This window comes from Streptomyces sp. LX-29 (assembly GCF_029541745.1).
Taxonomy (GTDB): Bacteria; Actinomycetota; Actinomycetes; order Streptomycetales; family Streptomycetaceae; genus Streptomyces.
In genome coordinates, this window is the sequence record NZ_CP089746.1 from 3,204,385 (window position 1) to 3,227,940 (window position 23,556).

Here is a 23,556-nt window from a genome sequence, read left to right on the forward strand (position 1 = left end):
TCCGTCGGGCCGGGGGCGACAGAGACGCTTGCGGTGCGCCGCGCGGTGCGCGCCAGGGCGAGCGCACACCCGCGCGAAGGTGAACGCGCACCCGCGCGGGCGCCGGCGGACGAGCGCGGCCGCCATGCGGGCGCGGTCAGGCGAGAGCGACCACCGCGCGGGACATGCCGAGGACCTTGCGCCCCTCGTTCATGGCCACCAGGTCCACGCGGACCGTGCGGGCCTCGTCGTCGAGCTTCACGGCGACCTTGGCGCTGACCTCGATCAGGCTGCCCTTGTCGTCGTTGGGGACCACGACCGGCTTCGTGAAGCGCACCCCGTAGTCGACCACCGCCGCCGGGTCGCCAGCCCAGTCGGTCACCACGCGGATCGCGGACGCCATGGTGAACATGCCGTGCGCGATGACGTCGGGCAGGCCGACCTCGGTGGCGAACTTCTCGTTCCAGTGGATCGGGTTGAAGTCGCCCGAGGCGCCCGCATACGCGACGAGTGTGGCGCGGTTCACGGAGAAGGTCTGCGGCGGCAGCTCGGTGCCGACCTCGACATCGGCGTAGGAAACCTTCGCTGTCATCTACGTCACTCCTGCCCGGCGGCGCGCGCCACCAGCTTCGTGTGCGAGACCACCACGAGCTCGCCGTTCTCGTCACGCAGCTCGTTGCGGACCAGCAGCACGTCGTTGCCCGCCAGGGACTTGATGTCCTCGATGGTGGAGACGACGGTGAGGCGGTCCCCCGCGTGGATCGGCCGGTTGTAGGCGAACTTCTGGTCGCCGTGCACCACCCGGCTGTAGTCCAGCCCGAGCTCCGGGTCCTCGACGGCCTGCTGCGCGACCTTGGTGGTGATCGCGAAGGGGAAGGTCGGCGGTGCGATCACGTCCGGATAACCCAGCGCCCTGGCCGCCTCGGGGTCCACATAGGCGGGATTCGGATCGCCGATGGCCTCGGCGAATTCACGGATCTTCTCCCGACCGACCTCATACGGCCGGGTGGGCGGATAGGTCCGCCCGATGAAGGACGGGTCGAGTGCCATCGCTCGGCACCTCCTTGCGCGTGTCGCGGCGTGTCGCGGCGTGAAGGGTGGAACCACAACAGCACGAGGCCGCCCCCGCTGTGGGGGCGGCCTCGTGGGTGAGACTGGGTTATCGCGTCTCGCGGTGCGCGGTGTGCGCGTTGCAACGCGGGCAGTGCTTCTTCATCTCAAGGCGATCCGGGTCGTTACGCCGGTTCTTCTTGGTGATGTAGTTCCGCTCCTTGCACTCCACGCAGGCCAGCGTGATCTTCGGGCGGACGTCGGTGGCAGCCACGTGAGTGCTCCTTGACGAACGGATGGATTAACGCAGAAAGAGTAGCCGATCGAAGGACCGACCCCGCAATCGGCTACTAGCAGTAGCGGTGACCGGACTTGAACCGGTGACACAGCGATTATGAGCCGCTTGCTCTACCGACTGAGCTACACCGCTGAGATGCGATTGGCTCCCGCCCGGCCGTAACCGGGCGAGAAGCCTCACACACCAGAGCCCCAATACGGAATCGAACCGTAGACCTTCTCCTTACCATGGAGACGCTCTGCCGACTGAGCTATTGGGGCGAGCGATGAAGACATTACACGCTTGGCCGCCGAAGGTGAAATCCGTATCGGGGCCGCCGAACCGCCTGTCGCCACAACGCCCTCCCAGGGCCCCGCTGCCCCGCGCGACGCGCCTGGAGCCGGGCCGCGCCGGCGCGCCCGTCACGCCCCGGAACCGTGCCGGGTGCCGGACCTCCAGCCCCCGGCGGCCGGTCAGCGGGCAGCGGGCCGGGCGGGAACCGGCCACGAGTTCCGCACCCGACCGTGGCCGGGCGTGGCGCGGGAGCCCCAGGCGCGGTCGGTGCCGCGGCAGGCAGTCGACGGGGCGTCGGGCGCGTGACGCTGAACACATGCCCCGTTGAGGGCGATCGGGCCGTGGGCGCGGCCCGGAGGGTTCGCGACACCGTCGAGCCGTAGGGGCCTGGAGACCGGCGGACGCGGCCGGGGAGGCCGGACACGGGCGCACGCGGCCCGGGAGGCCGGAGGCGGGCGCACGCGGCCCGGGAGGCCGGAGGCGGACAGAAGCCGCCGCCGCCCAGGGGAGGTCCGACACGGATGGACGCGGCCGGGAAAGCCCGCCACGCGGGCGGGTGCGGCCGGGGGAAGCCTGAGACGGACGGGTGCGGCCGGGGGAAAGCCCGAGACGGACGGGGCCGGCCCCGGGAGGCCGGAGGCGGGCGAACGCGGCCCCGAGGGGCCCGGTCGGGCTTGGACTCCCTGCGAGGCCCGGAGGCGAGCGGACACGGCGTGACGCGGTATCCGGCATGGGCGCGCGGTGAGAGGCCGCGTGAGGAGCCCGAGCGGCCCCGAGCGGCGCCATCGGCGCGCCTCGGGGCTCGGAGGCCACCAGGGCCCGTTCCAGCGCCTCGTTCGAGCGCCTCGCCGGGCGGCGGCCACGGCTCGCGTCCAACGGGCGGGGAACGGCGGGCCGCGCGGGCGGTGGCGCCGCCCGCGCGGCCCCGGCCCGTCGTCACGCGTGGCCGCGTGCGCCCATGAGTCGAGAGCGCCGAGCCCCCGCTCGGCGCGGCATCGCGCCGCCCTTCCAGCCCGAACCGCACCGGCACTCCGTCCGGGGAGGGCACGCGTCCGGGCGGCATGCGGGCGGCGCCGGGGCCACGCCGGGAGCCGTGGGTGCGGCACACCGGAGCCACGCCGGGGAGCCGTGGGTGCGGCAAGCCGGGGCCACACCGGTACGACTATTCGCCTCCTCCTCGAAGCCGCCCGCGCGGCGCCCTAGGCTCGGACCACGCTGAGTGATCTTGGCCACGTGCGCGCCACCGCGCCCTCGACCGCGCCCCGCGTACGCCCCTCCCGCGACCCACTCGCCACTTCCAGGAGTGCGATGCCCGACAGTCAGCCCCAGCCGCAGCCTCAGCCGCACCAGCCGCGCCACCCCGCCCGCAGCGAAGGCGCGGCCCCGGAGGCCGCCACGCTGGTGCTCGGCGGCGCCCGGCTCGCCGACGGCCGCACGGTGGACGTGCGGCTCAGCGGCGGTCGGATCGAGGCGGTCGGCACGGCGGGCAGCCTGACCGCCCCCGCCGCCCGTGTGGACCTCAACGGCTACCTGCTGCTCCCGGCCCCCGCCGAGCCGCACGCGCACTGCGACACCGCCCTGACGGCGGACGTCGAGGGCCCGCTGTCGTACGCGCCCGAGGACATCCAGCGCCGCACCACGGAGGCCGCGCTGCTCCACCTCGGCCACGGGGCGACCGCGCTGCGCACCCACGTTCGCATCGGCGGGGTCCACGGGCTGCGCTCGCTGGAGGCGGTGCTCTCCGCGCGGCGGGCGCTGCGCGGCCTGGCGGACCTCACCGCCGTCGCGGTGCCCCGGGTGCTGACGGGGGCGGCCGGGGCGGACGGGCTGGCGATGTTGCGGGACGCGGTGAAGATGGGCGCGACGGTGATCGGGGGCTGCCCGGACCTCGATCCCGACCCGACCGGCCACGCCGAAGCGGTCCTGAGCGTGGCCGCCGAGCACGGCTGCGCCGTGGACCTGCACACGGACGGCACGGATCCGGCGCGGCTGTCCCGACTGGCGGCCATGGCGGGCGGGCTGCGCCCGGGCGTGAGCATCGGTCCGTGCGGGGGCCTGGGGCTGCTCCCGCGCGAGGTGGCGGCCCGCGCGGCGGACCAGTTGGCGGCCGCCGGCGTCACGGTCGTCTGCCTGCCGCAGGGCGACTGCGGCGGCCTGGAGGAGCGCGCCGCGCCGAGCGGCCCCGCGCGGGCCGCCCACGCCGCCCACTGCGCCCCCGCGCGGCTCCTTCGAGCGGCCGGCGTACGGGTCGCCGCCGGCAGCGGCGCGTTGCGGGACGCGGCCAACCCCGTCGGCCGCGGGGACCCGCTGGAAGCGGCCTATCTGCTCGCCTCGCGCGGAGAGCTGCGACCCGAGGAGGCGTACGACGCCGTCTGCGGCAGCGCTCGGGCGGCCATGGGGCTGGCGGAGGTACGGGTGGAGGCCGGCTTCCCCGCGGAGCTCCTGGCCGTCCGGGGCGAGGGCGTCGCGGCCGTGCTGTCGCTCGCCTACAGCCGCATCGTGGTGCACCGCGGGCGCGTGGTGGCGCGCACCAGCGCGGTCCGGGAGTACTGCGACTCGGCCGTCGCGGTCGCCTTGGATCTGCCGCGCCAGTCCCGGGCTCGCGACGGCGGCAGCAGCGGCTCCGGCTCCGGCGGCCCACAGCAGCCGGGGTAGGCGAACGAGGCCACCGCGCGGAGCGCCGAACAGCCTGCCGCGGCGTCGGTGGCGACAGACCGGTGTCATCGCGTCACCACCACCCGACGCGACGGCGGCCGCCGGCCGGTGCGCGGCCGGGGAAACGCCCGCGGAGCGCCGGGCCCGAGCGACCGGGCGAGCGCACGCCGGCCGCCACCGAGGAGGCGGCCGACGGCGCCGGGTGCGACCACGGCCCGGCCAGGGCACCGCGCCCACCAGGCGGGACGGCCGCGTCAGGGCACGGTGCGACGGCGGCCGGCCGGCGCTCGGTCAGGAGCGTTCAGAGAGCCGCCCACGGGGGTGAGCGCGATCAGCCGGACGGACGCACAGCACCCGCCACCTCGGCCCCGGCCCGGGGCCAATGGGAGGGCGCGGGGCCGGTGGGAGGGCGCAGGGCCCGCCGACAGGCGCGTCGCGTCCACGTCCGGGCACGGAACAGCGCACTCTGGCACCACCACGGGCCACGCTCACCCCAGGGCGGCCGTGGCACGACCGCTCGCGACCGCGACGCCACACACGAACGCACCGGCAACCGGGAGCGCCGCGCGGGGCGTCCGGGCGAGGCGTCCTTGCGAGGCATCCGGGCGAGGCGTCCTTGCGGCGGCAGCGGACCCCGGGCTCGTCGTCCGGTCCCGGGGTCCGCCGGCGCGTCGGAGGGTCAGACGCCCTCGTCCGAGAGGTCGTCGTAGCCCAGGTCCTCGTCCGCGAACTCCTCGTAGTCCAGGTCCTCGTCCGAGAACTCGTCGTAGCCCACGTCCTCCGGGTCGCCCGGCTCGCCCGTGCGGCCGAAGGGGCCGAAGCCGAAGCCCGCCGCCAGGTCTTCGAGGTGGATCTGGGTGGCGCCGGACGGGGCGGTGATCTTGTTGCCCTCGCCGAACGTCACCGAGAGGCCGAACTTCTCGCCCTTCTTCAGGTCGTCGATGAGCGGGGCGAGGTCCGTGGTGGCGCCCGCCAGCTCGCCGTTCTTGACCGCGAAGTCGATGGAGATCTTCTTGTTGGGGAGACCCTTGAGGTCCTCGTCGGTCGGCAGGCCGTCGGAGCCGCCCGGCATGTCCTTGGCGTAGGTCCGGAGCTTGTCGACCATGCCGGTCAGCAGGGTCCGCACCGGACCGGTGGCGACCAGGTGCTGGGCGCCGTCGCGGCTGCCCTTGTCCTTGATCGTGATCTCGCGGTCGAAGAGCTTGCGGAGCCCGTCCAGAAGCTTCTTCTCGGCCTTGTCGGCCTTCTTCTCGTCCTTCGCGGCGCCGCCGGCCTCCCCGGCCTCCTTCAGCTCCTTGGTGTCGAGCTTGACCCATCCGCCGGTGAGCACCGCCTTGATGCCCTTGGACTCGTCTTCGGGCACCAGCGCGTCGATGTCCTCGGCGCTCGGCGTGGGGAAACCGATGAGCTCGCCGAACTTCTTCACGTCGAGGCGGTAATAGGCCATTTCATCGACGACGCGGTACTCCGCCAGTTCGCTGTCACCGATGCCGATGGACAGGCCGGCGCCGACCATGTCCTTCTCGCCCGCCTCCGCCAGCGGCTTCTTCGCGGTCGCGGAGAAGGTGAACCGGAGGTCGGCCAGGTGCTTCGCCTGCTTGAGCGTCAGCGGCTCCGACTCGGGGTCCTTCTTGGACAGCTCGACGAGCTGCTCGGGCTTCACGTCGAGTTCGAGCGACATGGACACCGACGACCGTTCGCCCAGTTTGTCTGCGGCGTTCGAGAGCTTCTTCCCCGCGGAGATGTTCTCGACGGCGCCGCAGGCGGCGACGCCGGTGGCCAGGACCGCGGCGCAGCCCGCGGCCGCTATGGACCTGCGGAGGGTGGTGGAGGCGGAAATGACGGTCTCCTCGTTTGACGCGAAATCGTTCCTTGAGACTCACGAGCCCCGCAGAGGGTTGCACAGCTCCGGAAGGTCACACGGCGTACGGTCGGGATCATGCGCACAGTCATCGCTGGTGGACATGGTCAGATCGCGCTGCGGCTGGAGCGGCTGCTCGCCGGGCGCGGTGACGAGGTCGCGGGTGTCATCCGCCGACCCGAGCAGGCGGGCGACCTGTTGGCGGCCGGGGCCGAACCCGTCGTCTGCGATCTGGAGACGGCGACGGTGGCCGACGTCGCGCGGCACCTGGAGGGCGCGGACGCGGCGGTCTTCGCGGCGGGCGCGGGCCCGGGCAGCGGCGCCGCGCGCAAGGAGACGGTGGACCACGCGGCCGCGGTGCTCTTCGCGGACGCCGCGGAGGCGGCCGGGGTGCGGCGGTACGTCGTCGTGTCCTCGATGGGAGCGAACCCCGCCCTCCCGGACGAGCCCCCCGCGGGCATGGACCCGGTCTTCGCCGTCTATCTGCGGGCGAAGGGCGCCGCGGACGCGAACGTGTCGGCCCGCTCCGGCCTCGACTGGACGATCCTGCGGCCGGGCCGGCTCACGGACGACCCCGGCACGGGGCTGGTGACCCTCGCCGAGCACACCGGTCGCGCCGCCGTCTCCCGCGATGACGTGGCCGCCGCGCTGGCGGCCCTCCTGGACGAGCCCCGCACCGCCCGCCGCACCCTGGAGCTGATCAACGGCTCGGACCCGGTGGTGGAGGCGGTGCGGCGGGTGGTGGAGGGGTAGCCCGAGCCGGGCGGGTCAGAAGCCCACGCGGGTGCCCTCGTCGGCCCGGGCCACCGACTCCTGCCCGAACTCCTTCTCGTACGCCGAGCGGATGCCCTCGATGCGCGGGTCGTTGATCCGTGCCTCGGCGACCGGGTACAGCAGGGTCAGCACGTACGACCGCTCGCGCTCGATCCTGCCGTTCTCGTCGCGCCACTGGCCGCGCCCGTCCTGGATGGTCAGTCCGGCCGGGAAGTTCGGCGTGACCTCGCGGTCGACGAAGTCCATGAACTGCCGGTCGGTGACCGGCGCGCCGCCGTCGGGGCGCTCGGTCCCGAAGAACAGGCGGGTCTCCACGTACGGCTTGCCGCGCGAGGCGGCGGCGGAGACCGGGGGCGCGGCTCGGTCGTCGTCCAGCGCGGCGTACGCGGTGACCGGTGTGGCGGCCGCGAGGATGAACGCCGCCCCGAGGGCGGCGGTGCGGGCGCGCGGCTTCTTCGTCGGCACGGGGGCGTCCCTTCGTAGGGCCCGGCGCATCGGGCGCCGCGGCTCCCCCGGGCTCTGCCCATCCGGCGCCCGGTTCAGCCCTCCGACCGCTACACCCGCTTCACCCGCTTCGCCCGCATGGCGCGACCTCGACCCCGGGCCGCGGCGGGCGGCCGGACCGGCCTCCGCCGCGCCTCAGCCGAGGTCGTTCGCCTCGGTCGTCTCCACGGTCGAGGTCGGTCGCCTCAGTCGTCTCCACGGTCGAGGTCGGTCGCCTCGGGCCAGAGCCGGTCGCCTCAGCCCGCGGGGCGCGGGGCCCGCCGGTCGATCGCCTCGGCCGACCTCGCCCCTCCCGCCGAGGGGTCGCCCGCCCCGGGCCGGGGTCGTCGGCTCAGCCGCCTCACTCGCCTCACTCGCCTCAGCCGAGGGCATCGCATCGGCCGAAGGCGTCGACGTCACTTCCGCCGCAGCTCCTTGACCTCACCCTGGGCCTTGGCCGTCAGCTGCTCGGCGAGGTCCGTCAGCGCGCGGGCACCCGCCAGCTCCTCACCGATCCGGCGTTCGTCCGGGTCCTTGCGGTCCCGCGTCGCCTTCCCGTGCGCCCGGAGCTCCGCCCCGTCCCGCAGCCGCAGCAGCGCCGCCGCCTTGGTGTGGGTCTCGTCTTCGTCGAACTCGATTTCCACATGCCAGCCCGCAACCTCCACGATCAGCACCTCCGCGACGAAGCTCTGGAGCACCTGGGCCGACAAAACGTAACCGCTCACTCACGCACCGTCGTCGCTCACTGGTCCGGGAATCCCGAAGACCACCCGTCCGGGGGCGCCGAAAAGTGCCGCGAGGCACCGAGGCGGAATGCGGAAAGGGCACACGAAAAGACCCCCGGCGAACTGCTTTATCGCAGTTCGCCGGGGGTCTCACCCAGTGTGGCGGCGCCAGGATTCGAACCTGGGTAGGCTAAGCCGACGGATTTACAGTCCGCTCCCATTGGCCACTCGGGCACACCGCCTGGGGCATCGCCGTGGTCGCCCCTTCTTTCGTCGGGACTCCCTGGCAACGACGTAAACCATACCCGATGTCCGGGGGTGTTTCGCCACTGGGTTGATCCCCGCTCGATCATGGGTTGGGTGGCTAGGCTGACCCGTGTGGTCCGGGCGGGCCGCACCCATGACCGATCTACGTACGAGGAGCCAACTCAATATGGCCGACTCCAGTTTCGACATCGTCTCGAAGGTCGAGCGGCAGGAGGTCGACAACGCCCTCAACCAGGCGAGCCGCGAGATCTCCCAGCGCTACGACTTCAAGAACGTCGGGGCCTCCATCGAGTGGTCGGGCGAGCGCATCGAGATGCGTGCCAACTCCGAGGAGCGGGTCAAGGCGATCCTCGACGTCTTCCAGTCCAAGCTGGTCAAGCGCGGGATCTCGCTGAAGGCGCTGGACGCGGGCGAGCCGCAGGCCTCCGGCAAGGAGTACAAGATCTTCGCCACCCTCGAGGAGGGTATCTCCCAGGAGAACGCCAAGAAGGTCGCCAAGATCATCCGTGACGAGGGCCCCAAGGGCGTCAAGGCGCAGGTGCAGGGCGACGAGCTGCGGGTGTCCTCCAAGAGCCGGGACGACCTGCAGGCCGTCATCGCGCTGCTCAAGGGCAAGGACCTCGACTTCGCGGTGCAGTTCACCAACTACCGGTGAGGCGGCGGGGCGGCGGCCGGTGCCGTCGCCCCGCGTCTCCACCGCGTCCCAGGACCCCGTCGGCCCGGCCGGCGGGGTCCTGGCTCGCTACGGGACCTGCCCGGACGCCCCCGCGCACACGCCCCCGCCCGCCGGCGGCGCGCCCCGCGGCGTCAGCGTCGCGCGCCGAACGGCTCGTCGGTGCGGACGATCTCGTGGCCCAGCGGGGTGAGCGAGATCGGGATGAGCTTGAAGTTGGCCAGGCCGAGCGGGATGCCGATGATCGTCAGACAGAGCAGCACGCCGGTGACCACGTGTCCGAGCGCCAGCCACCACCCGGCGAGCACCAGCCACAGCACATTGCCCACGCAGGAGGGGGCGCCCGCGTCGCGGCGGAGGACGGCGGTGCGGCCGAAGGGCCACAGGGCGAAGCCGGCGATGCGCCAGGAGGCGATCGCGAAGGGGATGCCGATGATCGTGATGAACGGGATCAGTCCGGCGACCAGGTAGCCGATGGCCATCCAGAAGCCGCAGAGGACCAGCCAGACCAGGTTGAGCAGCGTCTTCATCAGCGGTGACCTGCCATCTGTTCCAGGCGGGCGATGCGCTCCGCCATGGGCGGGTGGGTGGAGAAGAGCTTGGCCATGCCGGGACCCGGCCGGAACGGGTTGGCGATCATCATGTGGCTGGCCGTCTCCAGCCGCGGCTCGGGCGGCAGCGGCAACGCCTTGGTGCCGGCGTCGAGCTTGCGCAGGGCGCTGGCGAGGGCGAGCGGATCGCCGGTGAGCTGGGCCCCGGAGGTGTCCGCCTCGTACTCCCGGGAGCGGCTGACGGCCAGTTGGATGAGCGCGGCGGCGATCGGACCGAGGATCATGATCATCAGCATCCCGAGGAAACCGGGGCCCTCGTCGTCGTCGGAGCGTCCGATGGGAATCAGCCAGGCGAAGTTGACCAGGAACATCACCACGGAGGCGAGCGCTCCGGCGACCGACGAGATCAGGATGTCGCGGTTGTAGACATGGCTGAGCTCGTGTCCGATCACCCCGCGCAGCTCGCGCTCGTCCAGGATGCGCAGGATGCCCTCGGTGCAGCACACGGCGGCGTTGCGCGGGTTGCGACCGGTCGCGAAGGCGTTGGGCGCGTCGGTCGGGGAGATGTAGAGCCGGGGCATGGGCTGCCGCGCGGCCGTCGACAGCTCGCGGACCATCCGGTAGAGCTGCGGGGCCTCGAACTCGCTCACCGGTCGGGCGCGCATGGCCCGCAGCGCCAGCTTGTCGCTGTTCCAGTAGGCGTACGCGTTGGTGGCCAGCGCCACGAAGACCGCGATGATCAGGCCCGTACGGCCGAAGAGACTGCCGATCACGATGATGAGCGCGGACAGGCCCCCGAGGAGTACGGCCGTCTTGAGCCCGTTGTGCCGTCGGTGCACGGTACGCCCTCCAAGTGGTGCGGCAGGGGAACCCTTTGCCTGGTGTATCCACTTTCCAGTGGACCCTCCTGATCTGGTCAACGCCAGATGAGCAGGGCTGGTTCCCTTGCGCACGCGCGGCGGCGGCTGGGCCGTCGGGGTGATCCGCGGGCCGGTAGGCGCCCGGTGGCGCTCCCTGTCCGGGGCGTCGCCGCGCGACCACGGCCCTCGCCCGGCACGCCGAACGGCGCCCCGCGCGGGAGCGCCCTACGGCGCGGCGCCCCCTGGGGCTACAGCAGGGTGCCGGAGGCGAAGCGCAGGACGAGCTGCGGGGCGCCCGACAGGACGACGCCCAGGACCGCGGCCAGGCCGATGGCGGCGGTGAGCGGGGCCGGGATGCGGACGGGGACCACGGGGCCGGGGGCGCCGACCTCCGCCGGCTCCCCGGGCGCGGCCTCGGCCCGCTCCTCCGGCGCCCGGAAGAGGATCGCCGTCCACTGGAGGTAGTAGTAGAGCGCGATCACGACGTTGATCGCCATGACCACCGCCAGCCAGCCCAGCCCCGCGTCGACCGCCGTCGAGAAGACGGTGACCTTGGCGAAGAGGCCGATGACGCCCGGCGGCAGGCCGGCCAGGCAGAGCAGGAAGAAGCCGAGCGAGAGGGCGGCCAGCGGGCGGGAGGCGTACAGCCCGCGGTAGTCGGCGACGCGGTTGGCCGCGTGGCTGCGGGCGACCAGCGCGGCGACCGCGAAGGCGCCGAGGTTCACGGCCGCGTACATGAGCGCGTACGCCACGGTGGAGCCGATGGCCTCCCGGGCGTCCCGCGCGGTGTCGGCGTAGCCGGCGGCGGCGATCGGCACCAGCAGGTACCCCGCCTGGCCGACGGAGGACCAGGCCAGCAGGCGGACCGCGCTGTGCGCGCGCTCGGGGCGCTGACGCAGCGCGGCGACGTTGCCGGCGGTCATGGTGGCCGCGGCGAGCACGGCCAGCGCCGGCCCCCACACCTCGTCGTAGGAGGGGAAGGCGAGGACGGTGACCAGGATGACGCCGGTGAAGCCGACCGCCTTGCCGACGACCGAGAGGTAGGCGGCGACCGGCAGCGGCGCGCCTACGTAGGTGTCGGGCACCCAGAAGTGGAAGGGCACGGCCGCGGTCTTGAAGGCGAAGCCGACCAGGGTCAGCACCACGCCGGCCTGGGCGAGGGTCTCCAGCCGCGGGTCGACGCGGGTGAGCCCCTCGGCGATCTCGGACAGGTGGAGGCTGCCGGTGGCGGCGTACAGGAAGCTGACGCCCAGCAGCGTGACGGCGGTCGCGGTGACCGAGGAGAGGAAGAACTTCAGGGCGGCCTCGGAGGAGAGCCGGTCCCCGCGGCGCATGCCGACCAGCGCGAACGCCGGCAGCGAGGCGACCTCCAGGGCGACGACGAGGGTCGCCAGGTCGCGCGAGGCCGGCAGCAGGGCGGCGCCCGCGGCCGAGGAGAGCAGCAGGAACCAGAACTCGCCGGCGGGGAGTCGCTGGTCGTCCACCGCGTTGACGGAGAGCAGGGCGGTCAGCAGGGCGCCGCCGATCACCAGGAACTGGATGGCGAGCGCGAAGTGGTCGGCCGCGTAGCTGCACACCCCGGTCTGGCCGGAGGTGGTGAGGCAGAACGTCCGGCGGTCGCCGTCGAGCAGCGGCAGCAGCGAGAGCCCGGCCAGCACCAGGCCGCCGATGGAGACCCAGCCCAGCAGCGGCTTCCTGGCCTCCGGCAGGAACAGGTCGGCCACGAGGACGGCCAGGGCGACGACGGCCGCGATGGTGGGCGGGGCGATGGCGAGCCAGTCGACGGACTGGACGACGCTCGCGGCCCCGTCCGCCGCGAGGGCGGTCGTCGGGGCGTGGACGGTCATCGGGGTCATCAGCTACCGCCTCCGAGGAGGTTCTGCACGGCCGGTTCGGTGAGGCCGAGGAGGACCGCGGGCCACAGTCCGGCGAGGACGGTGAGGGCGACGAGAGGGGTCCAGGCCGCGAACTCGTACGGGCGGACGTCGACCGCGGCGCCGGCGCCGCCGGCCGGGGCCGCGGTGCCGGCCTCCTCGGCCGGGTCGCCCATGCACACCCGGCGCACGACGATCAGCAGATAGGCGGCGGTGAGCAGGGTGCCGAAGGCCGCGAAGGCGAGGTAGGTCAGGTACGCGGGGCGGCTGAGGCCCGCGGCGGGCTCGAACGCGCCGAACATGGCGAGCATCTCGCCCCAGAAGCCGGCCAGTCCGGGCAGGCCGAGGGAGGCGACGGCACCGAAGGCGAGCAGCCCGCCCAGGCGCGGGGCCCGGCCGTAGAGCGCCCCGCCGGTACGCCCGGCGAGGTGGTCGAGGTCGGTGCTGCCGTACCGGTCCTTCACTGCGCCGACCAGGAAGAACAGCAGGCCGGTGATGAGGCCGTGGGCGACGTTGGCGAAGAGCGCGCCGTTCACCCCGGTGGGGGTGAGGGTGGCGATGCCGAGCAGCACGAAGCCCATGTGGCCGACGGAGGAGTACGCGATCAGCCGCTTGAGGTCGCCCTTGGCGCCCGCGCGGGCCAGCGCCAGGCAGGCGAGCGACCCGTAGATGATGCCGACGACCGCGAAGGCGGCGAGGTACGGGGCGAAGGTGTGCGCGCCCTCGGGGGCGATGGGCAGCACGATCCGCACGAAGCCGTAGGTGCCCATCTTCAGCAGCACGCCCGCCAGCAGCACGGAGCCGACGGTCGGGGCGGCGGTGTGGGCGTCGGGCAGCCAGGTGTGCAGCGGCCACATCGGCGACTTCACGGCCAGGCCGACGCCGATGGCGAGGACCGCGATGAGCTGCGTGGTGTGGCTCAGTCCGGCGCCGTTGTCGGTGGCGAGTGCCACCATGTCGAAGGTGCCGCCCTTGAGCCCGACGAGCAGGAGGCCCAGCAGCATCACGACCGAGCCGAGCAGCGTGTAGAGGATGAACTTCCAGGCGGCGGCCTCGCGCCCCTCGCCGCCCCACCGGTTGATGAGGAAGTACATCGGGATGAGCACCATCTCGAACGCCAGGAAGAACAGCATCAGGTCCAGGACCGCGAACGAGGCGAGGGTCCCGGACTCCAGCACGAGCAGCAGCGAGACGAACGCCTTCGGGGACGGGCCCGCGGGCATGTTCACGTAGCTGTAGACCGCGCAGAGGAAGGTCAGCAGCGCCGTCAGCACGAGGAGGGGGAGCGAGATGCCGTCCACGCCGAGGTGGATGCGGATGTCCAGCGCCGGGATCCAGCTGATGTCGGTCTGGGCCTGCATCCGCGCCGGCTGGTCGTGGTCGAAGCCGACGGCCAGGGCGATGGCCGCGGCCAGGACCGCGCCGGTGACGGTGACGCCGTGCCGCAGCACCGCCTGGTCGGGGTCGCGGCCCTTCAGTCCGGGCGGGGCCGGGAGCAGGGCGGCGACGGAGCCGATCAGGGGGAGGACGACTACGGCCGCGAGGAGGAGCTGCATAGCGGTGTCATTCACGGGTCAGGCTCCGGCTGCGACGAGGACGGCGGCGACGGCCAGCACGAGCGAGCCCGCGAGCAGCGCGCTCAGATAGGTCTGCACATTGCCGGTCTGGGCGCGCCGGACGGCCGCGCCCAGCAGGCCGGGGGCGGTGCCCGCGCCCCGCACGTACGCGTCGACGACCTCGCGGTCGAGGAAGCGGACGAGCGTGGCGGCGGCCCGCACGGGGCGGACGAACAGCGCGGTGTAGACGGCGTCGAGGTGGAATCCGGCCGCCGCGTGCGGGTGGAGCGGGCCGAGCAGCAGCCGGCCGGGGTCCACATGGTCGGGGGCCGCGGCGCCGGCCGGGTACGGCTCCTCGTGGGTGTACGGCTGCTCGTGGCTGGCGATGGCCCCGGCCTCGACCAGGGCGGGCTCGGCGCCGGCGGCCGCGGGGGCGGGTCCGGCGGTCGGCACGAGCGGGGCGGGGGCCGCGAGCGCGGCGGTGCGCCGCCAGGCCCCGTAGGTGATGAGCCCGCCGGCCAGGGCCAGCCCGGTGCCCACCAGGGAGGTGGTCAGCGTCGGGTCGAGGGAGCGGTCGTCGAACCAGCCGGGGAGGTGGTTGAAGAGCAGTCCGGAGGTGAGCGCGGGGACGGCGAGCACCCACAGGACGAGGTTCATGGCGAGCGGCACCTGCCGGGCCGGTGGCTCGGCGGGCGCCGGAGGCTCGGGCGCCACGGTCTTGGCGGCGCGCGTCGCCCGGCCCGGGTTGCCGGCCAGCAGCCACAGCCGGGTGGCGTAGGCCGCGGTGAGCAGCGCCGTGAGCAGCCCGGCGACCAGCACCGTCCAGCCGGCCGCGGCCGGGATGCCGTGGGCGTGGCCGAGCGCGGTGTGCTCGGCGGAGCTGAGCACGGCCTCCTTGGAGAAGAAGCCGCTGAACGGGGGCAGCGCGGCCAGGGCGATCAGGCCGACGGTCAGGGTCCGGTAGGCGTCGGGGGCGAGCCGGCGGACGCCGCCGGCCCGCGCCATCTCGGTCAGCGAGTTGGTGCCCGCCACATAGATGATCACGCCCGCGGCCAGGAACAGCAGCGCCTTGAACGCGCCGTGGGTCATCAGGTGGAACACGCCCGCGCCGCGGTCGCCGACGGCGAGCGCACCGGTCATGTAGCCGAGCTGGCCGATGGTGGAGTAGGCCAGCACCCGTTTGATGTCGTCCTGGGCCAGGGCGCACAGCGCCGAGCCGATCATGGTGATCGCCGCCATGATCCCCATCACGACCAGCGCCGCCGCCGAGGAGGTGAAGACGGGCAGCAGGCGCGCGATGAAGTACACGCCGGCGGCGACCATGGTGGCCGCGTGGATCAGCGCGGAGACCGGGGTGGGGCCCGCCATCGCGTCCGGGAGCCAGCTGTGCAGCGGGAACTGCGCGGACTTGCCCGCGACTCCGGCCAGCAGCAGCAGCGCGATGAGGGTCGGCTGATCGAGCTGGAAGTCGGAGACGGAGGAGGTGAGCCGGGCGTAGATGGTGCTGATGCGGAACGTGCCCGCGTCCGCGGCGAGCGCGAAGATGCCGATCAGAAAGGGCACGTCGCCCAGCTTGGTGACCAGGAACGCCTTCAGCGAGGCGGAGCGGGCGGCCGCGGTCTCCCAGTAGTGGCCCACCAGGAAGTACGAGCAGATGCCCATGATCTCCCAGCCGACGAGCAGCACGATCAGGTCGTCGGAGTACACGACCAGCAGCATCGCGGCCGTGAAGAGGGAGACCAGGGCGGCGTAGGAGGGGTAGCGCGGGTCGTCGCGCAGATAGCCGGTGGAGAAGATCTGCACGCAGGAGGCCACCACGCCGACCAGGACCGCCACCAGCGCGGCGAAGCCGTCGATGTGGAACGCCAGGTCGATGGGGATCGAGCCGGTGTCGGCCAGTCGGACGGAGCCGCCGACCGGGTCCCCGCCGTTCTGCCGGACCGCGACGACGGTCGCCAGCGCGGCCGCGGCGAGGGCCGGCAGCACGGCGAGCGGTCGGACGAAGCCGGGGGCGCGCCGGCCCAGGAGCAGGCCCGCGACGGCACCGAGGAAGGGCAGCAGCGGGACGAGGGCGGCGGTGGTCGTGATCGTCACGCGGCGGCCTCTGCCTTCTTCTCCGCGGGCTCCCCCGCCTCGGGCAGCCCGGTCCCGGGTCGCTCCGCGAGGTCGGTGAGCCTGTCGACGTCGGACGTGCCGCGGTTGCGGTAGACCAGCAGCACGATGGCCAGTCCGATGCCGATCTCGGCGGCGGCGATGGCGATGGTGAAGAGGGTGAGCGCCTGGCCCGCGTGCAGCGTGTCGCGGAGCCAGACGTCGAAGGCGACGAGGTTGAGGTTGACGGCGTTGAGCATCAGCTCGACCGACATCAGCACCAGGATGGCGTTGCGCCGGGCCAGGACGCCGTAGAGCCCGGTGCAGAACAGCAGGACCGCCAGGACGGCGGGGTAGGCGAGGTGCATCAGCGCGTCGTCTCCTTACCGTGCTGAGTCTCCCGGCGGCTCTCCCCGATCTTGGCGTTCCCGGCGTTGCCGCCCGTGCCGCCGTTCTCGCCGTTGCCGCTGTTCTCGCCGTTCTTGCGGGACAGGACGATGGCGCCGATCAGCGCGGCGAGGAGGAGGACGGACAGCGCCTCGAAGGGCAGCACCCAGTGCCGGAACAGGCTCTCGCCGGAGACGGCGGTGGAGCCCTGAACGCCCTGGTCGAGGTCGATCCAGGTGGAGCGGAAGGCGTCCACGACCACCCAGACCAGCGTTCCGGCGGAGGCCACGGCCACCGCGAGCGCGACCCAGCGGTTGCCCGAGTCGGCGTCGGGCGAGCGGCCGATGGGCGCCTTGGTCAGCATCAGTCCGAAGAGGAGCAGTACCACCACGGAGCCGACGTAGATCAGCACCTGCACCCAGGCGATGAACTCGGCGGTGAGCAGGAGGTACTCCACGGCGAGCCCGCCGAGCGCCATCACCAGCCACAGGGCCGCGTGGACCAGCTGCCTGGTGGTGACGGTCAGCACGGCGGCGCCCAGGGTGGCGAGGCCGACCAGAAGGAAGACGATCTCGACGCCCGTGGGCGACAGGAAGCCGTGGCCGGCGGCCGCGAGCGTCATGCGTCGCCCTCCTGCCCGGTGCGGTTCTCCAGCTCGGAGGCGAGCTTGTCGGCGGTCTTGCGGGCGGCCGCGATCTCCTTGGGCTCCTCGGCCCCCGGGTCCAGCGCCGGCGGCGCCGGCACCGTCCACATCCACTCGCGCAGCTTGTCGCGCTCGTGGGTGAGGTCGCGGATGTCCGTCTCCGCGTACTCGAACTCCGGCGACCAGAACAGCGCGTCGAAGGGGCACACCTCGATGCAGATGCCGCAGTACATGCAGAGCGAGAAGTCGATGGCGAAGCGGTCCAGCACATTGCGGCTGCGCTCCCGCCCGCCGGGGGCGGCGGGCGGCACCGTCTCCTTGTGGGAGTCGATGTAGATGCACCAGTCCGGGCACTCGCGCGCGCACAGCATGCAGACCGTGCAGTTCTCCTCGAACAGCCCGATGACCCCGCGCGTACGCGGCGGCAGCTCGGGCTGCACCTCCGGGTACTGCGCGGTGTGCGACTTCCGGGTCATCGTCCGCAGCGTGACCGCCAGGCCCTTGGCCAGGCCGGAACCGGGGATACCCATCAGGAGATCACCACCTTGATGACGCCGGTGAGGGCGATCTGGGCGAGGGCGAACGGGATGAGCACGGTCCAGGCGAAGCGCTGCAGCTGGTCCTCGCGGAGCCGCGGATAGGTCACCCGGAGCCAGATCACGACGAAGGCGAGGAGGCCGGTCTTCAGCAGCGTCCACAGCCAGCCGAGGTCGTCGGCGAACGGTCCGTGCCAGCCGCCCAGGAAGAGCACGCTGGTCAGCGCGCACAGGACGACGATGCCCGCGTACTCGGCGAGCAGGAAGAGGGCGAAGCGCAGGCCCGTGTACTCGGTGTACGCACCGAAGATGATCTCCGAGTCGGCGACCGGCGCGTCGAACGGCGGGCGCTGGAGCTCGGCGAGTCCGGCGGTGAAGAAGACCAGCCCGCCCACGATCTGCCAGGGCACCCACCACCACTCGAACTCGTGGAGGATGCCCGGCAGCGAGACGGTGCCGGCGGCCATCGCCACCGACGCGGCGGCCAGCAGCATCGGCAGTTCGTACGCCATGAGCTGCGCGGCCGTGCGCAGGCCGCCGAGGAGCGAGAACTTGTTGGCCGAGGCCCAACCCGCCATCAGCGAACCGAGCACGCCCACGCCCATCACGGCGAGCACGAAGAAGATGCCGGCGTCGACGAACCTGCCGACGGCGTTGTCCGGGCCTATCGGGATCGCCACGAGCACCAGGAGGTACGGGAGCAGGGCGACGGCCGGCGCGAGCTGGAAGATCCGCCGGTCGGCCCCGGCCGGGACCACGTCCTCCTTCTGCGCGAACTTCACCCCGTCCGCGACCAGCTGGGCCCACCCGTGGAAACCACCGGCGTACATCGGCCCGAGGCGCCCCTGCATATGGGCCATGACCTTGTGCTCGGTCTGCCCGATGACCAGGGGAAACACCAGGAAGGCGAGGAATACGGCGAGCAGTCGCAGCCCGACGTCGAGGACGTCGTTCACCTGTCGCCTCCATCGTGTCCGGGGTCGGGGTCAGGGGTCGGGGTGGGAGCGGGGCCCGGCTCGGGGCTGTCGGGGGCCGCGCCACCCGAAGCGGGGGCCGCGCCGGGGTCGCTCGGGGAGGACGACGCGTCCAGGGCACCCTTGCGGGCCGTGTCACCGCTGGGCTCAGGGCTCGCGCCGGGTGCCTCCTGAGACGGCGCTACGGCTTCGCCACCCTGGGGGCCCGTGTCACCGCTCGGCCCAGGGGCCGCGTCGGGGGCGCCTTCGGGGGTCGAGTCTTGGACCTTCTTCTCAGGGGCCGCGTCGCCGCTCGACTCGGGCGCCGCGCCGGAGGCGTTCTCGGCGGCCGCGTCCCGAGCGTCGTCCTGCGATGACCCCTCTGCTGCGTCCTTGGCGGGCTTGGACTCCTTCGCGGCGTCCTTGGCGGCCGTGTCGGGCTCGTCGAACGCCGGGCGGGCGTGGTGCCAGGGCGCGTCGGCCGAGCGGGTGCGCGGCGGAGCGGGGCGCGCCGCGGTGCCGTCGGCCGGTGCCGCGGACCCGCGCGGCCGCGCAGCGGCGTCCGTTGCCTCTGAGGCGTCGGCGGCTGTCACTGAGGCATCGGCGGCCTTCGCCGACTCCCCGGCCGCAGCCGAGGCCGCGGCTGCCGCCCGCTGGCTCGCCGAGCCGGCGCCGGCGCTGCGCGCGCGGCGCGGACCGGCCGGCGCGGCGGTCTGGGGCGGAGCGGTCGCGGCGTCGGGCTGCGGGGCGTCGGGCTGCTGGGCGTCGGAGGCCGCCGGGGCGGCCGCCTGGCCCTGGCTCACCGAACCGTCACCGGCACTCCGCGCGCGGCGCGCTGGTGCGGCGGTTCCGGGCTGACCAGACGCCTGCTCGGATGCCTGCTCGGGCGTGGGCTCGGCCGCGGCGCGCTGGCTCGCGGAGCCGGCGCTCGCGCTCCGCGCGCGGCGCGGAGTGGCGGCCGGCGCCGCCTCCGCGGCCGCCGGGCTCGTCGCGGCGGCGCCGGCGGACTGGCTCGCGGAGCCCGCGGCGGCGGTACGGGTACGGCGTGCCGGGCGCTCGCCCGCCGCCGCACCCGCGGCGCGGGCGCCTCGGGCCGGGCGGGCGGGGGCCGCGGGGAGCTGGCCCTTGAGCGGGCCCCACTCGTTGGGGTCGGGAACGCCGGGCGGAAGCATCTGGCGGCGCTTGGGGCCGCCGTGGTCGGACTCCCCCGGCTCCTTGGCACCCGGCCATGCCTTGGCCACGCGCGCGGCCAGCACGAAGTCCTTGCGCAGCGGGTGCCCCTCGAAGCTGTCGGGGAGCAGCAGCGGCGCCAGGTGCGGGTGGCCGGTGAAGCCGATGCCGAACATCTCGTGGGTCTCGCGCTCGTGCCACGCCGCGCCCGCGAACACGCCGGTGGCGGTGGGCAGCGCCGGGGCCTCGTGCGGCACGGTGGTCCGTACGAGCAGGCGCCGTACGGTCGTGGCGCCGCCCTCGCCCGGCGTGGCGGAGGGGCCGGCGCCGGGGAGCGCGACGACGTGCGCGGCGACGCGGAAGCCGGTGCCCGGCTCGTCGACGGCGCTCAGCCAGTCGAAGTAGGTGCAGCCCAGCGTGGAGCGGGCGGCCTCCAGGGCGGTCAGCCACGCGGCGGCGGGGACGTCGACCGTGAGCAGGTCGTAGCTCTCCTCGGCCGTGGCGCCCACGCCGAAGATCTCGTCGGCCGGGCCGGGCAGCCAGCCGACCGGCGGCTCCGCGGGCTGCGGCTCTGTGGTCCCATCGGGCTCAGTGGCCCCATCGGTCCCGGCGGTCGCGGCGGCGTCACTGGTCCCGCTGGCCTCAACGGTCCCGCTGGCCTCAGCGGTCTCCTTCGTCACCGGGGCATCGGCGGCGCCAGCAGCCCCGACAGCCCCAGCAGTCCCGGCAGACCTGGTGGCCTCGGTGGCTCCGGCGGGCCCGGTGGCCTCTGTGTTCTCGGCGGCGGGCGGGGCCGCGGGCCGTTCGTCGCGTTCGGTCATCGGTCGCCCTCCCCACGCGGGGCGTCCGGAGTGCCGGTGTCCGGAGTGCCCGCGTCCGGAGTACCGGCGTCCGGAGTGCCGGCGACGCTTGTCGGAGCGGCGGCGGGCGGCGGCGGAGGCGTGATCAGCCCGCTGCGCAGGGCGCTCGAAGAGGGGCGCCCCGTGCCCGCGCCGGGGGCGGCGTACCGCTCGCCGAGCGACTCGTTGGCGATCTTCTCCTGGAGCTTGAGGATGCCCTGGAGGAGGGCCTCGGGGCGGGGCGGGCAGCCGGGGACGTAGACGTCGACGGGGATGATCTGGTCCACGCCCTTGGTCACCGAGTAGGAGTCCCAGTAGGGACCGCCGCAGTTGGAGCAGGCGCCGAAGGAGATCACGTACTTCGGCTCGGGCATCTGCTCGTACAGCCGCTTCACCGCGGGCGCCATCTTGTCGGTGACCGTGCCAGAGACGATCATGAGATCGGCCTGGCGGGGGCCGGGCGCGAACGGGATCACGCCGAGCCGGATGAAGTCGTGGCGGGACATGGACGCCGCGATGAACTCGATCGCGCAACACGCCAGCCCGAAGTTGAAGACCCACAGGCTGTAGCGGCGGCCCCAGTTCAGGACCACCTTCATGGGCTCGGGGGCGAGTCGGGACAGCACGCCCAGCCGCCGCGGCTCCGGCAGGAGCTCGGGGGCCGCGGAGGACGCGGCCGCGGGCGTGGCGGCAGTGGGAGCGGGGGTGGCCGACGAGGCGTTCGCGGGGGTCACTGGAGTCCCGGGAGTCACAGGGGTCACGTCCATTCGAGGACGCCCTTCTTCCATGCGTACAGGAGGCCCACGGCGAGGAAGCCGAGGAAGATGAACATCTCCACCAGCGTCGTGGCGCCGAAGCCGGGTGCGGCGAACACCGTCGCCCACGGGAAGAGGAAGATCGCGTCCACCGCGAAGATCACATACAAGAAAGCGTAGACGTAATAGCGGATCTGGGTGTGGGCCCAGCCCTCGCCGACCGGATCCACTCCGCACTCGTACGTGAGCAGCTTCTCGGGCGTCGGGACCACGGGCCGCAGCAGTCGCCCGGCCCCGAAGGCCACGGCGACGAAGAGGACGCCGATCACGCCGAGGAGACCGACCACTGAATAGCTGTCGAAGTAGTCGGCCGCGAGTTCGACATGCTGGACACTCATGGTGCGCACGGTCGTCGCCTCCGGCACGTGTCCGCCCCTCGCTCCCTGTCCTGCCCGCTGGCGCTGGCCTGCTGCTCGTCGACCTTGGGGATATTCGACGATCCGTACGGACGGGAGTCTAGGCCCTGTGGGAGCCGGGGTGGGTCGGCCGTCCGGCATGCGACGGCACCGCCCCGCCGGCGGCCACGCGCGTCCCCCGCCTCTCCTCCACCTCTATGCCCACTCGGTAGCCGCCCACGCACACCCCGCACACGCGGCGCGCACGCTTTGTCGTAGACGTGGTGGTGCGCCCCCGCTCATGCGCCGCCTCGTGCCGTGGCGACCGCCGCGGGGGCGCGTTGCGCTGTCGTGACCATTGACGCCGCTGGGCGCGCGGTGATCCGGCGCGGCCGCGCGGTGTCCCCATGCGGCCGCGCGGTGTCGCGTACGACCGCGCGGTGCTCCCGTACGGCCGACCCGCGCGGTGTCCCCGTACGGCCGGGCTCGCTGGCTACTCCCATACGGCCGGCCCCGCGCGGTACTCCCATAGGGCCGGCTCGCGCGGTGCTCCCGTACGGCCGACCAGCGCGGTCCTCTCGTAGAGCCCCGCCTTGGCGGCGGGCCCGCGCGGGCGGCAGTCTGTGCCGTATGACCGCCCGCTCAGACACCGGTGAGGCCGCCGAGGCCGACCGGCTGCCGCCCCCCACTCTCCCGATGCCCGCGCACACCTGGAAGGAGATCGCCTATCTCCTGGCCAATCTCCCGGTGGCGATCGTCGGCTTCACCTTCGTGTCCCTGTGGCTGTACGCGGGCGTGCTGCTCTCGATCACGGTGGTCGGCCTGCCGCTGCTGACGCTCGGCCTGGCGGGCAGCCGGCTGCTCGGCTCGTTCGAGCGGCGCCGGGCGCGCTCCCTGCTGGGCGTGCGCATCGACGAGCCCAGCCCGCTGCCGCGTCGCAAGGGCGGCGACTTCTTCTCCCGGCTGTGGCAGTCACTGAAGGACCCGGTGGCCTGGCGGATCACACTCCACTCGATCATCCGACTGCCCTGGGGCGTGCTCACCTTCACCGTCGTTCTCGTCTCGCTGTTCGTCGCCTGGCCGGTGCTGCCGTGGATCGCGCGCGGCCTGGCCAACGTCGACCGCATGATGGCGCGCGCGCTGTTGTCGCCCTCCGACGAGCTGGAGCGGCGGATCGCCGAGTTGGAGTCGGACCGGGGAACGGTGGTGGACACCGCCGCCGCCGACCTGCGCCGCATCGAACGCGACCTCCACGACGGAGCCCAGGCCCGCCTCGTCGCCCTCGCCATGGACCTCGGCCTCGCCAAGGAGAAACTCCTCGAAGACCCCGAAGCCGCCGCCCGCATGGTCGACGACGCCCACGGCGAAGTGAAACTCGCCCTCCAAGAACTCCGCGACCTCGCCCGCGGCATCCACCCCGCCATCCTCACCGACCGCGGACTGGACGCGGCGCTGTCCTCGGTCGCCGCGCGGTGCACCGTTCCCGTGAAGGTCTCCGTCGACCTGGCCGACCGCCCGGCACCCGCCATCGAGGGCATCGCCTACTTCACCGTGTCCGAGCTGCTCCAGAACGTCAGCAAGCACAGCCGGGCGCGGACCGCGGAGATCGAGCTGTGGCGGTCCGCCGACCGGCTGCTGATCCAGGTGCGGGACGACGGGCAGGGCGGCGCCAGCGTCGACGCCGGCAGCGGACTGGCGGGCCTGGCCGAGCGGCTCCGCTCGGTCGACGGCCTCTTCGCCGTCGACTCCCCGGTGGGTGGCCCGACGACGGTCACCGCCGAGCTGCCCTGGCGGAACCGGGTCGCGAACGGCGGCGCCCGGACCGCATAGCGGTCCCGGACGGGCAGTGCCCGCCCGAGGAGTACCCGGACCGGCCACCAAGCGGATCCCGCAGGAGCAGTACCCGGA

22 protein-coding genes and 3 tRNA genes are annotated in these 23,556 nt (G+C 73.4%); 4 read left to right on the forward strand and 21 right to left on the reverse strand.

From position 1 onward, the window contains the following. Positions 1 to 136: 136 nt before the first annotated feature. The 5 genes from LRS74_RS13670 to LRS74_RS13690 form a co-directional block, all read right to left on the reverse strand. Positions 137 to 571, reverse strand: a complete 435-nt coding sequence (locus LRS74_RS13670) for a MaoC family dehydratase (protein ID WP_144380917.1) — start codon at positions 569 to 571, stop codon at positions 137 to 139. A 5-nt stretch (positions 572 to 576) separates the two neighbouring features. After that, positions 577 to 1,029, reverse strand: a complete 453-nt coding sequence (locus LRS74_RS13675) for a MaoC family dehydratase N-terminal domain-containing protein (RefSeq protein WP_277741257.1) — start codon at positions 1,027 to 1,029, stop codon at positions 577 to 579. 109 nt (positions 1,030 to 1,138) lie between these two features. Beyond that, a complete protein-coding gene (gene rpmG, locus LRS74_RS13680; protein ID WP_004571794.1) occupies positions 1,139 to 1,303 on the reverse strand; it encodes a 50S ribosomal protein L33 in 165 nt (54 codons plus the stop codon). Between the two features lie 83 nt (positions 1,304 to 1,386). Next, positions 1,387 to 1,459: transfer RNA gene (locus LRS74_RS13685), tRNA-Met, on the reverse strand. 55 nt (positions 1,460 to 1,514) lie between these two features. Further along, positions 1,515 to 1,587: transfer RNA gene (locus tag LRS74_RS13690), tRNA-Thr, on the reverse strand. A 1,321-nt stretch (positions 1,588 to 2,908) separates the two neighbouring features. Here LRS74_RS13690 and LRS74_RS13695 point away from each other — a divergent pair. Then, on the forward strand, positions 2,909 to 4,255 hold the full coding sequence (locus LRS74_RS13695; RefSeq protein WP_277741258.1) for a hydrolase: 1,347 nt from the start codon (positions 2,909 to 2,911) through the stop codon (positions 4,253 to 4,255). A gap of 679 nt (positions 4,256 to 4,934) precedes the next feature. Here LRS74_RS13695 and LRS74_RS13700 read toward each other — a convergent pair. After that, on the reverse strand, positions 4,935 to 5,936 hold the full coding sequence (locus LRS74_RS13700) for a hypothetical protein (protein ID WP_277741259.1): 1,002 nt from the start codon (positions 5,934 to 5,936) through the stop codon (positions 4,935 to 4,937). Positions 5,937 to 6,194: 258 nt separating this feature from the next. Here LRS74_RS13700 and LRS74_RS13705 point away from each other — a divergent pair, with 258 nt between their 5' ends. Further along, on the forward strand, positions 6,195 to 6,869 hold the full coding sequence (locus tag LRS74_RS13705) for an NAD(P)H-binding protein (protein WP_277741260.1): 675 nt from the start codon (positions 6,195 to 6,197) through the stop codon (positions 6,867 to 6,869). A 15-nt stretch (positions 6,870 to 6,884) separates the two neighbouring features. Here LRS74_RS13705 and LRS74_RS13710 read toward each other — a convergent pair whose 3' ends face one another. From LRS74_RS13710 to LRS74_RS13720, 3 genes are all read right to left on the reverse strand, one after another. Further along, positions 6,885 to 7,385, reverse strand: coding sequence for a DUF3574 domain-containing protein (locus tag LRS74_RS13710; RefSeq protein WP_277741262.1), 501 nt, complete (start codon positions 7,383 to 7,385; stop codon positions 6,885 to 6,887). Between the two features lie 404 nt (positions 7,386 to 7,789). Beyond that, positions 7,790 to 8,041 (reverse strand): dsRBD fold-containing protein, encoded by a 252-nt coding sequence (locus LRS74_RS13715; RefSeq protein WP_277744741.1) that lies wholly within the window; start codon positions 8,039 to 8,041, stop codon positions 7,790 to 7,792. 217 nt (positions 8,042 to 8,258) lie between these two features. Then, positions 8,259 to 8,340: transfer RNA gene (locus LRS74_RS13720), tRNA-Tyr, on the reverse strand. A 191-nt stretch (positions 8,341 to 8,531) separates the two neighbouring features. On the opposite strand from LRS74_RS13720, the gene LRS74_RS13725 reads away from it, so the two are divergent. Next, positions 8,532 to 9,020, forward strand: a complete 489-nt coding sequence (locus tag LRS74_RS13725) for a YajQ family cyclic di-GMP-binding protein (protein WP_277741263.1) — start codon at positions 8,532 to 8,534, stop codon at positions 9,018 to 9,020. 152 nt (positions 9,021 to 9,172) lie between these two features. On the opposite strand, the gene LRS74_RS13730 is transcribed toward LRS74_RS13725, so the two are convergent. The 12 genes from LRS74_RS13730 to LRS74_RS13785 form a co-directional block, all read right to left on the reverse strand. Continuing rightward, a complete protein-coding gene (locus LRS74_RS13730) occupies positions 9,173 to 9,568 on the reverse strand; it encodes a YccF domain-containing protein (protein ID WP_277741264.1) in 396 nt (131 codons plus the stop codon). Beyond that, positions 9,568 to 10,428: a zinc metalloprotease HtpX gene (gene htpX / locus LRS74_RS13735; RefSeq protein ID WP_277741265.1), complete on the reverse strand. Its 861-nt coding sequence runs from the start codon at positions 10,426 to 10,428 to the stop codon at positions 9,568 to 9,570. Before htpX ends, LRS74_RS13730 begins: the two co-directional genes overlap by 1 nt. A 269-nt stretch (positions 10,429 to 10,697) precedes the next feature. Further along, positions 10,698 to 12,296, reverse strand: coding sequence for an NADH-quinone oxidoreductase subunit N (locus LRS74_RS13740; protein WP_277744742.1), 1,599 nt, complete (start codon positions 12,294 to 12,296; stop codon positions 10,698 to 10,700). Positions 12,297 to 12,304: 8 nt separating this feature from the next. Beyond that, positions 12,305 to 13,879, reverse strand: coding sequence for an NADH-quinone oxidoreductase subunit M (locus tag LRS74_RS13745; protein ID WP_277744743.1), 1,575 nt, complete (start codon positions 13,877 to 13,879; stop codon positions 12,305 to 12,307). 18 nt (positions 13,880 to 13,897) lie between these two features. Further along, positions 13,898 to 15,973, reverse strand: coding sequence for an NADH-quinone oxidoreductase subunit L (locus LRS74_RS13750; RefSeq protein ID WP_277741266.1), 2,076 nt, complete (start codon positions 15,971 to 15,973; stop codon positions 13,898 to 13,900). Continuing rightward, positions 15,970 to 16,338 (reverse strand): NADH-quinone oxidoreductase subunit NuoK, encoded by a 369-nt coding sequence (gene nuoK / locus LRS74_RS13755; RefSeq protein WP_277741267.1) that lies wholly within the window; start codon positions 16,336 to 16,338, stop codon positions 15,970 to 15,972. Before nuoK ends, LRS74_RS13750 begins: the two co-directional genes overlap by 4 nt. Beyond that, positions 16,338 to 16,979 (reverse strand): NADH-quinone oxidoreductase subunit J, encoded by a 642-nt coding sequence (locus tag LRS74_RS13760; protein ID WP_277741268.1) that lies wholly within the window; start codon positions 16,977 to 16,979, stop codon positions 16,338 to 16,340. Before LRS74_RS13760 ends, nuoK begins: the two co-directional genes overlap by 1 nt. Next, positions 16,976 to 17,533: an NADH-quinone oxidoreductase subunit I gene (locus tag LRS74_RS13765; protein ID WP_277744744.1), complete on the reverse strand. Its 558-nt coding sequence runs from the start codon at positions 17,531 to 17,533 to the stop codon at positions 16,976 to 16,978. Before LRS74_RS13765 ends, LRS74_RS13760 begins: the two co-directional genes overlap by 4 nt. Then, a complete protein-coding gene (locus tag LRS74_RS13770) occupies positions 17,530 to 18,492 on the reverse strand; it encodes a complex I subunit 1 family protein (protein ID WP_144380905.1) in 963 nt (320 codons plus the stop codon). The genes LRS74_RS13765 and LRS74_RS13770 overlap by 4 nt, the downstream gene beginning before the upstream one ends. Beyond that, on the reverse strand, positions 18,489 to 20,480 hold the full coding sequence (locus tag LRS74_RS13775) for an NADH-quinone oxidoreductase subunit C (protein WP_347178132.1): 1,992 nt from the start codon (positions 20,478 to 20,480) through the stop codon (positions 18,489 to 18,491). Before LRS74_RS13775 ends, LRS74_RS13770 begins: the two co-directional genes overlap by 4 nt. Next, a complete protein-coding gene (locus LRS74_RS33620) occupies positions 20,477 to 21,265 on the reverse strand; it encodes an NADH-quinone oxidoreductase subunit B family protein (protein WP_347178133.1) in 789 nt (262 codons plus the stop codon). The genes LRS74_RS13775 and LRS74_RS33620 overlap by 4 nt, the downstream gene beginning before the upstream one ends. Next, positions 21,256 to 21,651, reverse strand: a complete 396-nt coding sequence (locus tag LRS74_RS13785) for an NADH-quinone oxidoreductase subunit A (protein WP_277741269.1) — start codon at positions 21,649 to 21,651, stop codon at positions 21,256 to 21,258. The genes LRS74_RS33620 and LRS74_RS13785 overlap by 10 nt, the downstream gene beginning before the upstream one ends. A gap of 627 nt (positions 21,652 to 22,278) precedes the next feature. Here LRS74_RS13785 and LRS74_RS13790 point away from each other — a divergent pair. After that, positions 22,279 to 23,478, forward strand: coding sequence for a sensor domain-containing protein (locus LRS74_RS13790; RefSeq protein ID WP_277741270.1), 1,200 nt, complete (start codon positions 22,279 to 22,281; stop codon positions 23,476 to 23,478). Positions 23,479 to 23,556 lie beyond the last annotated feature (78 nt).